Annotated in this window: 10 protein-coding genes; 2 read left to right on the forward strand and 8 right to left on the reverse strand. The window is 46.0% G+C overall.

Features of this window, described 5'->3' with window-relative positions; all coding sequences use genetic code 11:
* Nucleotides 1-27: 27 nt before the first annotated feature.
* The 4 genes from ABCW45_RS01710 to ABCW45_RS01725 all read right to left on the reverse strand — a co-directional run bounded on the left by ABCW45_RS01710 (nt 28) and on the right by ABCW45_RS01725 (nt 4,588).
* Nucleotides 28-459 (reverse strand): hypothetical protein, encoded by a 432-nt coding sequence (locus tag ABCW45_RS01710; RefSeq protein WP_215630809.1) that lies wholly within the window; start codon nt 457-459, stop codon nt 28-30.
* Between the two features lie 85 nt (nt 460-544).
* Nucleotides 545-2,398 (reverse strand): AAA family ATPase, encoded by a 1,854-nt coding sequence (locus ABCW45_RS01715; protein ID WP_215630808.1) that lies wholly within the window; start codon nt 2,396-2,398, stop codon nt 545-547.
* A complete protein-coding gene (locus ABCW45_RS01720; protein WP_215630807.1) occupies nt 2,349-3,056 on the reverse strand; it encodes a hypothetical protein in 708 nt (235 codons plus the stop codon). The genes ABCW45_RS01715 and ABCW45_RS01720 overlap by 50 nt, the downstream gene beginning before the upstream one ends.
* An 83-nt stretch (nt 3,057-3,139) precedes the next feature.
* Entirely contained in the window at nt 3,140-4,588 is a 1,449-nt protein-coding gene (locus ABCW45_RS01725; RefSeq protein WP_343220128.1) for a hypothetical protein, read from the reverse strand.
* Between the two features lie 1,239 nt (nt 4,589-5,827).
* Between ABCW45_RS01725 and ABCW45_RS01730 the strand changes: the two genes are divergently transcribed.
* Together ABCW45_RS01730 and ABCW45_RS01735 are read left to right on the forward strand one after the other, a co-directional pair.
* A complete protein-coding gene (locus ABCW45_RS01730) occupies nt 5,828-6,367 on the forward strand; it encodes a replication/maintenance protein RepL (RefSeq protein WP_215630805.1) in 540 nt (179 codons plus the stop codon).
* Nucleotides 6,360-6,575 carry a hypothetical protein gene (locus tag ABCW45_RS01735; RefSeq protein ID WP_343220129.1) on the forward strand — a complete coding sequence of 72 codons (216 nt, stop codon included), beginning with the start codon at nt 6,360-6,362 and terminating at the stop codon, nt 6,573-6,575. Before ABCW45_RS01730 ends, ABCW45_RS01735 begins: the two co-directional genes overlap by 8 nt.
* Before the next feature lie 355 nt (nt 6,576-6,930).
* Here the strand turns inward: ABCW45_RS01735 and ABCW45_RS01740 are convergent, their stop codons facing one another.
* The 4 genes from ABCW45_RS01740 to ABCW45_RS01755 all read right to left on the reverse strand — a co-directional run bounded on the left by ABCW45_RS01740 (nt 6,931) and on the right by ABCW45_RS01755 (nt 13,682).
* On the reverse strand, nt 6,931-7,296 hold the full coding sequence (locus ABCW45_RS01740) for a DUF488 family protein, N3 subclade (protein ID WP_343220130.1): 366 nt from the start codon (nt 7,294-7,296) through the stop codon (nt 6,931-6,933).
* A 169-nt stretch (nt 7,297-7,465) separates the two neighbouring features.
* Nucleotides 7,466-8,359 carry a 3'-5' exonuclease gene (locus tag ABCW45_RS01745; protein ID WP_343220131.1) on the reverse strand — a complete coding sequence of 298 codons (894 nt, stop codon included), beginning with the start codon at nt 8,357-8,359 and terminating at the stop codon, nt 7,466-7,468.
* A 17-nt stretch (nt 8,360-8,376) separates the two neighbouring features.
* On the reverse strand, nt 8,377-9,444 hold the full coding sequence (locus ABCW45_RS01750) for a hypothetical protein (RefSeq protein WP_343220132.1): 1,068 nt from the start codon (nt 9,442-9,444) through the stop codon (nt 8,377-8,379).
* Nucleotides 9,445-9,638: 194 nt separating this feature from the next.
* Nucleotides 9,639-13,682 carry a DNA polymerase III subunit alpha gene (locus ABCW45_RS01755; RefSeq protein WP_343220133.1) on the reverse strand — a complete coding sequence of 1,348 codons (4,044 nt, stop codon included), beginning with the start codon at nt 13,680-13,682 and terminating at the stop codon, nt 9,639-9,641.
* Nucleotides 13,683-13,787 lie beyond the last annotated feature (105 nt).

Genomic DNA, 13,787 nt, shown 5'->3' on the forward strand with positions numbered 1-13,787 from the left:
TTCTTGAATACATATGATTCCGGGCGATCATACGTAAAAACATCCCGACCATTTTCTGCTGCAGAGTCGGGTGTTCCTGTTCGAACGCCTGGATTTCCATGGCAATTCGCAAGCGGGAAGACTTTCCGCGCATAAGCAGACAATTAATGTTTCCAGGTGTTTCAAGCAATACTCGGTGGCAGCCTTATTCCGTAAATCCCAGTGCTCTCTTTGCATGCGTTTCTCGCATTCTCCTGCATAGCCAAGAGATGCCATGCATCCGGCGGCCAGCATAAGAAAATGCTTTTTGTTTTTCTCATCTACCAAAATAGCATTCGCGATCTCTTCATCGTGGTCGCCAAAAGTATTGCAGAGGTCACTAAACCGCTTGATAGCCAAAGACTCCCGGGCTGTTGTTCTTGCCTCGATGAATGGATCTTGTGACAATATAGTCCGTAAGCACTCCGTGCCTTCTCTCATAATGTTCTCCTTCCACAAAACAAAATCCCGGCTTTGGATGATAACCGGGATTTGTGTTCAGCGGCACGTAGCCGCAAGCATGATATTATGATGGATTCGCGCTGTTTTTTGCATCCGAATCAATCTCCTGCAATTTAATAAACTTCGCGTTCTTCATCCCCATGAATGTTTTGATCACATCCAGATGGTTGACTCCACAAAGAAAAATATGGTCATATTCTGCAGTGAATTCCGGCGTTTCAAGCAGTTTCCTTAATCCCTGCATGTGTTCCAGATCCATGGCCTCCAGATTATCGACAAACATCAGTCTGGAACCGGTCAACTGGTTGACCATATCCGTTAAAATGAAGGATGCCAGTACCTTTTCGCCATTGGAACAGGACGCAAGCGGATAGTAACGTTTCTGCATGGTTGGTGTCTTGACAAAGATCTTTACACCGTTATCCGGATGGAATTTAAAAATATAACCCGGAGCAAACTGTGCCGCCCTTGCATTGCATACACCTTCAAACTGCTGGAGATAAAACTCGATGATCTTCGTTCTGACCGGTCCTTTATCTTCCAATGCACGGATCATGCCTGTTTCTACTGCGTACCGCGCCTTCTGAGTTTCGGCTTCTTTGAGAAGAGTCTGTTTATAAGCGTAATCTTCCGCATTCTTCTTCTCGGCTTCCAGTTCGCGCTTTTTCTTCGCAAGTTCTTCAGGATTCACCGTTTCGCTTTCTGGCTTATCCGGCAGCGTCACCAGGTTCTTTTCATATGCAGCCAGTTCCGCCTGTAGCTTGGCATATTCTGCATAGGCACTTTTCGCTGCATCATAATCTTTTTTGGAACGGATACACGCTTCTTTGCGGGCCTTTGCATCCTCAATTTCTTTTCTGACATCAGCCAGCAGCTCCTTATTCTGCGTAAGCATTGCCTCCGTTTCCGTACGGATCTGTGTTTTGTCCGTGGTGCATACCAGTTTTTTTGAAATTGGGCATACCGGAAGATCTAAGGAGGCCAGCGCTTTTTCAAAAAATGCGATGTTTGTCTGGATGCCGTTTGCCTGTGCCGTTTTGTTTACGATCTGACCTTCCAGGGTCTCCCTTTCATGCTCCAGCCTTTCGCCTGTTGCATCATCCGGTTTCGCCGGTGCAGTACTTATACGATCTTTCAGCCTACGGATTTCCGCTTCCTGAATCTCTCTCTTCCGCTTTGCGGAAGCATACTCTGCCTGCCGCTTAATGGAATCCATTCTGGTTCTTTCAAAAGCGATCAGATTAGTCAGTTCTTCACTGATTACTTCCACAGTACGCTTCGGCTCTGTCGGTGTCAAATTCTTTGCTGCAGCGTCCTTTTCCTTCAAAAGTGCGTTGACCGTTTTTCGATCTTCAAAATAGTGCATATACACTTCCTGTACTTTCTTCATGCCGAACTTTTCCGGCATTGGCGGAAACGCTTTTCTACATTCATCCAGCACTTCCTTCGGCTGCCCGTCAAAATAAGCCAAGATGCGATCTACATCCAGTGTTTCCGGAATATACTGCATCAGCAGTTTAGAAAAATCGGCCGGTGAAAGCTGTAAAAGCACGTCTGAACTGCACGCAATTTTTACATCGCGTAGTACATCTGCTCTTTTACCTTTCTGTATTGGAATGCCGATCATGTCTGCGATTGCTTCATTCATGGCAGTTTCCGTAACCTTCTTTCCATTCATCCCGCACACGGTAGCTTTTCCCCGTGCGCGCTGGATGGACATTCCGTTATCGAAGATGATCTGTACCGCCCCGCTGTGCAGATTATCCGGCGGGACAAGCCCCGTAATGCCGTAACGTACTGCATCGCAAAGACTTGTTTTTCCTGTTCCATTCTTGGCAAAGAATAAATTAATCTTTGCCGGTTCCAAATCAAAGTTCTTGCCCCTGTAATTCTGGGTTCTGATCCGTTTGATTTTCATGTGGCGCCTCCCTTGTAAAATAATTTGTCCGTGTCATATCGGTTGCCGTATAAATGTCATAAATTCTTCTGTTGCGGCCTTCGAACCGATAGGGTTTTCCGCATTTGAACCAGGCATTCCAACGAAGGTTTTCCTGCGGTGCAAGCATACGCTTGCATGTTTCCATCAGAACCGGGTCGCGCACCTGGACAATCGCTGATGCGGCATTGCCATAGCGATCGTATCCAAAAAATACATTCATGGATAGATAAGGTGTGCCCGCATTGTCAATTTTATCTTCCATCCAGTTGACGGTTCCGCCAATACTGTATTTGACATCTTCGCTGCGTTCTGCCCCGAGTCCCACGACTCCACTGTAATAAATCCCGTATCCGTATGCTTCCGCGAAATCATTGCCTGTAAAGTAAACGATCATGGCAACTGTCCGTCCCGGACGTATGTTTTTCCCACGTGCAATCTGAACCCACGGGATTGGTTTTTTATCGTCCATACGCGACTGCTGATCTTGGAAATACACCGTTGTCATAACGGTTTCTTCCTGCCTGCGAACACGGTTAAAAATCTCGTAGGAAACCTTAACTACGTAACGGTTCCCCTCATCCGTAACTTCTTCCACGCGTCCGACAAGCATATAAAAATCGCTGTCGTTTTTCCGCATAAAAATACCCCTCATATATTTCGATCCAGCACCCGCGCGACTGATGCTTCCGTGCGGGCGCTGTCCTCCTTCCTGCGTCCTGCTCAGTTTTCCATGGTCTGAGGTACGATAAATGCCTCTGATACGGTATTGCCCGTTTTTCCATCTGCCAGCTTCTCAAAATTCACATAGGCAGCTTTTCCGACTGCTTCGCTGAATTTACGGATTGTTTCTTTGCAAACACCCTCTTTCTCCAGCCACGGTTTCAGAGACAGCTCCAGCTCAAACGTTTTCATGGCAATATCATACGCCGTATAGCGCATGGATTCATCAATCTGTCCGTGTTCGATGCAATTTTCAAAAATACTCCGGATCCGTTTAGCGGAAAGGATCTGTGAAAGATGTAGTTCGCGGAAAACGTACTGAAAAGCAGCCACCACTGCTTTTGCATTGCGTCCGCGGCCGCGTGCTTTGGTAAGATCCAGATCCTGCGGTGTAATGTCGATCTGAAGCAGTTCCAACAGCCGCTCCGGCAGCTTCGTGTATTTATCAAAAATATTCTCTTCCACTCCCTGACGGATGATATCACGAATTGTATCGTGTTTTCCCTTTGCGGCTCCAGTAGCAGCCTTGCAAGTTGCGGTCCCCCTGTGCTCGCGTTTAAAGGATGAACCGTAGATTTTGGCACCGTTTGGCGTTTTCCAGTATCCGGTTGCCTCAAAGGCATTTTCCCCGATATCGGAGGTTACCAATTCCAGACATGGGATCAGTTTATCCTTGATGTTGTACATGGCGTTGATGTCTTCCGCATATCCATGGAAGGCAAAATTGATGCGTACACGTTCATGTGTCACATCCCATCCGTCACAAGTCACATTTTTACGGTCCGACGGTAAAGTGGTCGTATCCGAAATTTTTGTGATGTTCGGGTTTTCACCAAACAGATCGCGATAGATCGTACAGATGTCATGCAATGGAATTTCCGCATACTTTGGACTCATAACCGCACAGATTTTACCGGTTCGGCGATAGTTCTTCACGACAAGTTTGACTTCTTTGTCCTGATTCAGCTGTTCTGCAATCAGACAGTCCGAAGCGAACGAACGCGTACCAATTGCTGCAGTAGTTACACCAAGCCGCTGGGCAAGCGTCGGGATTGCAAGTGTTGAAACGTGATAAACACTGCCTTTCCCATTCACCATCACAGACAACATCATCGAATTCGATGAAATCATTTCGGCATACAGTTTGGCATCGTACTCCTTGTTACTGGTCACATTCGGCAGGACCTTGACAGTTTCAAAGCGAATGACCGGCGCTTTCGATCCAGGGCCTTTGACCCATGGGTTTCCGGGCCAGAATGCGTATACCGTGCATTCGTCCGGGGCATTTTTCTGATACGCTTCTTCTACCCGGCTGAAAACAACCAGGTTCTTCATTGCGACCGGATGGTAGCAAGTGTGCGCGTCAATCTCTTGCAGCAATTCCTCAAACGCCTCTTCGTTGTTTCCGCTCATGTGGAACGCATCCTGTAAAAAATCAGCCTTCAACATGTCTCATTCTCCTTTCCAAAAAAATCCATAACCTCCAGAAGAAAGCTATTCTCGGGATCCGAGCGCATTTTTTCTTGAAGCATGGAAGCTGTGGTTTTAGAAAGAAATCCGGTTCTTGCATCTTGAACCAACAGGTTCTTTTCCTGTGTGCTGAGGATTCCGAAATGGAACAGCAGGTTTGTGTTCCGTACGAAATTCAGCAATTCATCTTTGTGATTCATCATGCTCACTCTATTCCTTTCGTGTAGTTTCGATAAAATTATGGTGGAAGATACCCGGTTATTGGAAATTAGATGGTGTTTCTTCCCACTTGCCATTGGCAGTATGTCGCATGTTGACGAAATGTACATTTCTTTGCGGATAACGATTTTTGAACGACTGCTTATGAAACCCGAAGTGAATCAAAATATGGTTGTTTTGAGATAACCAAACCATCTGTTAGCCAGTCCAGTCTGCATGGCAATATAACCGATCGTATTGGCAGGTTGACTCCCGGCCTGATTGTGACAATCTTTTGCCGAGCACCGTAACGTGTTCGCTCGCGCTAAATTGTAAGATGGCAGATACCGGAAGCTCCGGGATTCTTCGTTTTAGTTCGTGGTTCCAGTAACCTAATTGGCATATTGATATATAGAAGAGAGTAAATTTTCTCCGAAAGTCCGACAAACCCAGTAAAATCAACGGTTCCCGGACTTTCCAGCGGTTAATAATAAGAGCCTGTTTGGTCAGTTATAGCTGACCGAATAGAAAAGACATTTTACATAACGGTTAACTCTTATTAACTGTTGGAATCGAGTCGAAATGAGTGGAGACTGTATACCGGAGGAGACTGTATACCTGAACATTCGTTGCTATCTCTTATGATTGTGCTCAGTGTGGATCAACCAAGTGCCTTGGTGCAGCGGTCTTTCACTTGTACCCGGTCGGAGAATGGCAGATACCGAAAGCCCCGGGACACTTCGTTCCAGTCCGTGGTTCCAGTAACTTCATTGGCATATTGATATATAGAAGAGAGTAAATTTTCTTCGAAAGTCCGACAAACCCAGTAAAATCAACGGTTCCCGGACTTTCCAGCGGTTAATAATAAGAGCCTGTTTGGTCAGTTATAGCTGACCGAATAGAAAAGACATTTTACATAACAGTTAATTTTTATTTAACCGACCAAAATGACCTTTGAACCAATTTGTAAATTTTATTTCCATAATTCCTTTGCAAAAAAATGACAAAGGAGTCAGGACCATGGAGAAGACAAATTTTCAGTACATTCAGGATACACAGACCTTAATTGGGAACAGGACCAGAGAATTGCTTGACGTTGAAACAGGAGAAAAAATCACCGTAAATCAGATTACCAAGAGGGTTTATGGTTCAAAGAATTTCTGGAAATGTTATCTGATGGATTTTCTTACCATTCTCGGCATTGTGGATAGTAAACAGCTGGATGTACTCATCTACATCATTGAGAATACACATCCGGCAACTAATATTTTTCTGGGAACTTATGAACGTATTATGACCAATACCGGGGTCAGCAGGCCTACCGTCGCAAAGATCATGAAGAAGCTTCAGCAGGCTAATTTTATCCAAAAAATACAGAACGGAGCCTGGTGCGTAAACCCACAGATTTTGGTCAAAGGCGGTGATTTCAAACAACAGATTTTATTATCTTATTATCAGGATACAGGAACCGATAAGCCCAAACAGTCCGGCAAATCCAGACAAAAAGCATTGAGGAATCAGGAGACAAATTCTAAAGAGGAGGCGGGATCAGATGTGTAAACAGTTGGAATTATCATACATCGGCACAAATGGTGAAGTGAAACTTCCACTTGAAAACTGGCAGTACGCTGTGATTGCCCAGGTACTGGGACTGTCTATTCGGGAAGATGGTCCATGCACGGAAATCGGATGCTTTCCGAAGGAATTTGTCATGCAACGCGTGCAGAAAATGGGCATTTTGGTGCCATCCGCAGAAGCAAAAGTATGATCTTGACTTTCTGCGGATATTAAAAAATACATTATTTTGTTAATCTGGAATTTATGGTACGGTGAGCGAAATGACGTATTTTTTTCTATGGTGAGGAAAAATACGTATCTGAATTTCTCATGCTAAAAGCTGCGGATATCCAAAATTAAGCATTATTTTGTCTCACATTCATTACGTAATTTCTGCGGATATTAAAATTCGTATTATTTGGTTGTTTTGTTACAGGCGCAAGGTGAGTAAAGTTACAAAAAAGCCACCCGGTTTTCCAGATGGCTTTTAACTAACAGTCAGGACTTAATATAATGTGCAAACGACAGGAACCGTTTGTTTTCGATGTAGTACCCACACCTAGGTGTCATATCTCTTCCACCTCCACACCATTCAACCTGAGCCACTTTGCAAGTATTGTTCTGTGACACCACTCTTCTTTGTTGCACCAGCATAATAACACATCTCCCTCACTCAAGCAGGAGATAATATGATCAACCCCGATACTACAAAGTTTCTTCCAATACTCATCTTCAAAACGTCTCCACTCTTTTAATTTCTCAGGATGTGTGTCAGGTAGTTTCTTTACTTTATTCCAATTTGATACCATATCCCATCTCGGGTACAGCATAGGAAGTCTGCGATATGTAACAGCTCCTTCCGGCATACTATTAGATATCTGTACGCCATGAGACCCTTTATATTTCCAGTAATTGCTAGTGTACACTTTCACTTAAACACACTCTCCTTTCGTATACAGCTGCGAATGTCTCTATTGACAGAAGAGACTTCTGTAAGTTCTTTCTCTGCAGTAAAACATACAGAGCAGCCGCTAACCCAGCATCTCCACCAATACTTCCTCGCAAACTGTTCCAAGCATTTTCTTATCATTTTTTTGCTCCTTATCCTTTGTACGATGCAAGCTCCACTTCGTCCCTACATCCGGTCATATTCAGTACCTGTCGGATGACATCCTGCATATTGTACTGACTGATCAGATCGTCATCATATACCGGATTCCAGGTCATGGAAGTGACATCAAAGTAGAATCTCGTGATATCTGTATCGACATAAATCCGCTTGACTTTCCAGTTTTTCGGATGCTCGTAATAACGGACGCTTTTGACCTTGCAGGTTGCCCCGTTTCCGGTCACTTCTGCCGGTTTGCATAAATCCAGACATTTGTTGGCTACCAGAATGGTTGCCAGCGTATCGGATTCTGCGTTATGGAATGCCTCTATCTGATCCGTCACCTGGAAGTGCTCCGCCAATGTCACGAGCTTCTGGTTTTTTAACTGACCGGGTTTGAACAGTGTTTTGACCAGAGCATAAATATCCATGGACATTTTGGGTTTCCATGCATAACCATAGCGCTGGTACATCTGCTGCATAAACAGATCATCAAACTTGCCATTGTTGTATCCGATCACCGGATAATTTTCGAAGAACCCGACAATCTCTCTGATTACTTCCGATTCTTTCGGCTGGGTTGCAAGAAAACGATCCGTGATACCGGTAAGCTCCACGATTTTCTGTGGAAGCTGATAGCCAGGGTTGATATACCAGCTCTGGGAACAAATCTCATCCAGTCCATACGGCGATACAGCACAAAGTCTAGCCGCTACCTGGATCGGGTGATTGATTGCCGGATTTAACCCAGTTGTCTCCAAGTCATAAACAATGGCCATCAGCTCCGTGTTTAAAAATTTACGGTACTGCGTTGCTGCGGCCATGGAAGAATATACATTTGCCATGTTTCTAACAGGGAGCTGCGATCTGGCAGCTCCCTCCTGCATCTACAGGTCTCCTTTCTTTAGCACTCTCCGCTTTTTACAAATGTTTCATCTGCGATCGGAATATGATAGTAATCCATGTATGCGCGTACCTTCGGCTGGATTGCCATCAGTTCATCGGTCAGCTTGTTCTGGGAATAGATACTGCGCAGAATAGAACGTCCTGCTTCAATTTTCAGCAGATCACTGACTCGATTCTCCTCACGATGTTTGAACAGTGCAACCGGAACACGCACGTCTTCCGGTTTTCCCATATTCTGAGTCTGTTGGCCATTATTCTGCGGCTGCGGTGTCGGACGATTCTGCTGCGGGCCATTCTGTCCGCTTGAACGTGCCGTGTCTGCATTCTGCTGCGGAGCACGATTACCGGAACCCTGACCCGGAGCATTGGACTGTGTCTGGTTCTGGTTGCGTGTTCCCGGCATTACCGGATTACTTCCGGGCGCAGTCTGCTGTCCTGCCGACGGATGGTTCTGCTGCGGCTGTCCCTGCCCCTGCTGGACACCCTGTCCATTCGGACGGCTCGTGCCTGCATTCTGCTGCGGAGTACGGTTGCCAGGGTTCTGCGCAGGCGTATTGCACTGTGGCTGGTTCTGATTGTACGTTCCCGGCATTACCGGATTGCTGCCAGGCTTCTGCTGTCCCTGACGATTCTGCTGCTGATTTACAGCAGAAGGACGGCCCTGCTGCGGAGGCACATTCTGTCCATTCTGACGGGATGTACCTGCATTTTGCTGAGTCCGGTTATTTCCGCCAGCAGCCTGATTTGCCTGGTTCTGACCCTGGGTAACATTTGATGTATTCTGAGTCTGTGCTTCAGATGCTCCGGTCCGTACGATATACAAACTCTCGTCCACTTCTTTGTTAAAATAAGCACTGAGTGCCATATATCCTGCATGTTCCTGCGCGGTTGCGATGTCAGCATCCGCCGCGAAACGACAGATGCGTGCGCCCTTCTTATCGCTCACCACGCATTTCATGGCAAAGAGGCTGCCAACCGGAGCTGCTGGCTCATAATCAACGAATACCTCCATTTTTCTTGCCTGCGCTTCCAGTTCCATAAATTCCTTTTTCATTTTGTGTACCATGACACTGTCTCCTTTCTTGAAAAAGGAGCCTTAACTGCTTTTTTTCTCGGCTCCTTGTAAATATTTTCAAGTGAATTATGGAAGGAGATGTCACGAAAAACGGTAGAGCTTTTTACATGGAGTCAGATGACTCCACAATGGAGGATATATAACAAAAAGCAGGGTTTCCCCTGCTTTTCGTAAGACATATTTCATCAGCCAAAATCTCTCATCACCGGTTTCTTCTGGCAGATGTTGTATAATTCCTTGCTGTTTAAAACACTGGCGGATAACCGCAGATCACAGTTTCGGAATTCTCCCATCATCATGTCATAGATCTTACACGGATATCCTTTTTTTGCAATGTGCGGTTTCAGCATATTTTGCAGTTCACCGCCAAACATGGATTTCTTTGCAAAGATCAGAATGGTTTTGGTACGCTGGTGAAGTTCGGAAACCCCGTCCAGTTTTAATTTTTTCGTACCGTCATCTTCCACCATGATACTTCCCGTAATCCGAACGACCGTGTCATCCGCAAGGCTTTCACCTACAGCTGCAAATTCTTTGGTGAAGCAGCAGACATTGATTGAACCGGAACAGTCTTCCAGTGTAAAGAATGACATTGGGGCTCCGTCTGCCTTACGGTAGCGGATCCGATAATCGCTGATCATGCCTGTTACTGATAATTTTTCTCTCCTTCCTGCCGTTAAGGCATCAATAATCGGAACGGCGCCACACTTTTCCGGTTCCGGATAAAGTTCCATCGGATTCATACTGACAAATACACTCAGGCGGTCGCGTTCTTTTTTCAGTCGTTCCATGCCGTCTTCGCAGATATCCGTGTCCGGAACCAGTTCTTTTAATTTGGCCTTGCTTTCCTTAATTTTTGCCTCATACGAAGCAATTTTTTTTGGGTCATACTGTTTTTCCAGACGTTTTCTCTGGTCTTTGATTTTTTTCATGACCGTGAGATATTCCGGAATCATCGCCGTAATGGCAGCTCTGTTTGTACAGAATGAATCGAAAGCTCCGGCATCCGTAAAATTGGTCAGGATTGTTTTTCCGGCGTCCGTCCGAAGGATGAAATCCTGTATGGACTTAAATGCACCGCCTTTTGCACGCACCTGTTCCACTCCGTCAACCGATTTGCCGAGCCCCTTAATGCTTCCGAGTCCGAACACAATATTTCCATCATGCAGGGAAAATCCCTGTTCTGACAGATTGATATCCGGTGCTTTGATACCGATCCCCATTGTCTTTAAATCGCGGATCAGACCCGGGAGTTTATCAAAATCTGTATTATTCATAACGGACTTCATATATTCTCTCGGGTAGTAATATTTTAACCAGGCCGTCTGGTATGCCACCACGGCGTAGCACGCCGCGTGACTTTTGTTAAATGCATATTTGGCAAAGTCCGTCATCTCATCAAACAGTTCATTTGCCGCTGTCACGGAGATGTTATTCGCCACGCATCCGGCGATATTGCGTTCCGGATCTCCGTTTAAGAAGGATGAACGCTCTGCACGGAGGACCGAATCTTTTTTCTTACTCATGGCACGGCGTACAAGATCCGCCTGTCCAAGTGAATAACCGGCCAGGGAACGGAAAATCTCCTGCACCTGTTCCTGATAGGTTATGGAACCGTAAGTGCTCTTTAAAATTGGTTCCAATTCCGGCGTCAGATAACTGACCTGTTTTCTCCCGTTTTTGACCGCAATTACATCCGGTAAAAACTGCAAAGGTCCCGGACGGAACATGGCCACAAGAAGAATCAGGTCAAAGATACTGTCCGGACCAAACTGCTGCAGCATTTGTTTCATACCGTTTGACTCCAACTGGAATACGGAATTCGTCATTCCGGGGGCGATGATTCTGGAAAACACATTCGGATCATCATAGGAAATACGGTCCATATCAACCAGTTTTCCGGAAGTCTTAAAGATTTCGCGCAGCGTCTCGGTAATGACGGTCAGGTTGTTCAGGCCCAGGAAATCCATTTTGAGAAGTCCTATCTCCTCTGCCTGTGTCATATCACACTGTGTCATCATGATGTCATTCTTTCGGTTGTAGACCAGTGGAACATAATCTTCAACCGGTTTCCCGTCCGTGATGATGACGCCAGCCGCATGTTGTCCGATCTGCGTCATGCATCCTTCAATCAGAATGGCATAACGGATAATCTCGTGAGCAACTTTATCGGAATCAAACGCCTGATACAACTCCGTTTCAATTTTCTTAAGGTTCATGTGCAGTTCGTCATCGGACAGTTCCACTGCTTTTTTTGAAACTGTATTGACGACGCCAAGGAACGCCGTGGAATCCCCGTTTTTCTGGATACCGTATGCACGGCCAGCTGTCTGGATCGCCGCTTTACCGGTCTGTTTTCCGCGCGTCATAATACCGGCTACAGATTTCTCACCGTATTTATGCTTGACATAACGGATAACATAAGGACGGATATTCGTTTCGATGTCGCAGTCTATATCTGGCATGGTTACTCGTTCCGGATTTAAGAATCTCTCAAACAAGAGCCCGTATTTTAACGGATCGATGTTGGTGATTCCAACCAGGTAACACACCAGGCTTCCCGCCGCGGAACCACGGCCTGGGCCGACTGTTTCTCCAGGCAGATTTGCTGTATAGCGTTCAATCGCTTCGATATCAAAACTTAAAGCAAGTTTTTCCTGTTCCGGATCGGACATATCCAGCTTCCCAGCTGCTCTTGCATAGCGTAGGAAATCTTCAACGATACAGTGATAATCTGCATAGCCCATGGAACAGATTACATCCAGCTCATGTTCCAGACGCTCATAGCCTTCCTTTTCATCTGGAAACCCATTCGGGTATTTTTTCGGAATCCCCTCATAGGCCATACGACGTAGGTATTCTTCCGGTGTGGAACCATCCGGTGTTTTAAAAGATGGATAATGCTTTTCTTTCGGCAATGCAACATGACACTGAGATGTGATCCGCCCGATATTTTCAAATGCCTCGTTCACTTTTGCTTTTGGAATAATCTTACCAACCCATTCTTTCAATTCTTCATCGGTTTTCAGATACATCTCGTAATCTGACGCGCTCGGGGTTTCCCAGTCTTTTAGAAATCTGGTGGTACGGATAATGGATCGTGCCAGGACATCATCTCCGGAGGATGTCGGAATATGAGCATCATTCGCCAGAACGGACGGGATGCCAAGCTCGTCAGAAAGCGCTGCCAGTCTCGGCATGATTTCTGTTTCTGTCTGGAATCCGTGGTACTGCAGTTCCACATAAAAATCGTCTGATCCAAACGTTTCACGATACCATTCTGCTTCCCTGCGTACAAAGTCGTCAATCTTTTCATTCGGGATTCGATGGCTGTTTGCTTCATCAATCTTATCCTGGAGAGCCTGCCATTTGGCAATTTCTTTTTCCGACTGTTTCACAACCGGTGCCAGGCGGCTTTTTTCTCCAGTCAACGCCTCTTTTTTGCTCGTTTCAAGCGCAAGTTTTTTTGCAGCCTCTTTTTTGGCTTCCACGACTTCATCATACGCAGCCTGTGCTGCTGCTCGTTTGGCACTCCCTTCTGCTGCTGCGTAAATCTTTTTTTCAAGAGCTGCTGTCGGTTTCCCCGATTGTTTTTTATACGCAGTAATTCGCTTGGCGCTTTCCTGTAATGTCTTTTCAATCCAGTCCAGACGGGTGCGGTTGTGAAGATAGCCAGGTGACGTCGGGGTCTCCAATCCGGACTGCGACGTCTTCAGCTTTTCGACTTTCTTCGCAATCTCATCATTCATACTGTAAAGAGATGCCAGTACACCGGAGACGCAGGCGGATGTTGCAACGACATGACCGTGACCCGGGGCGCCCGGCCCAAAGTATTTACGCAGGATGTCTTTGTTCATACGCGCAAATCCCTGGGAATCCATGCGCTCATTACTTTCGCTGACTGCTTTGATCAGCGCTTTAAATCCGTACTCATAGTCTTTGGCCATCAGGATCAGGTGCATACGTTTTTCCTCTGTGCCCTCTCCCGGTTTTGCATCCTCCTGCACATAAGCTTCCACACCAAAAATAGCATTGATGTCATATTTTGCGCACTCTTCAGCAAAGCGGAGGTACCCGGTCATCACACCATGATCCGTCAGGGCGACCGCCGGTGCACCAAGTTCCGCGGCACGTTTGACCAGCGTTTCTACCGTCATGACGGAATCGCGATTGGACTCATCCGTATGACAATGCAGGAAACCATATTTTACTTTTCTTTCTTCGTTCATAACTTGTCTTACTCCTCCCTCAAATTTCTTTCACAGGTTCGTGTAAATTATGGAAGAAGATAGTAAAAAGCTGGACGACAAAAAACCGCCCTGTGGCCAGGACGG

It is taken from the genome of Pilosibacter fragilis, assembly GCF_032490495.1.
GTDB classification, from domain to species: Bacteria; Bacillota; Clostridia; order Lachnospirales; family Lachnospiraceae; genus Pilosibacter; species Pilosibacter fragilis.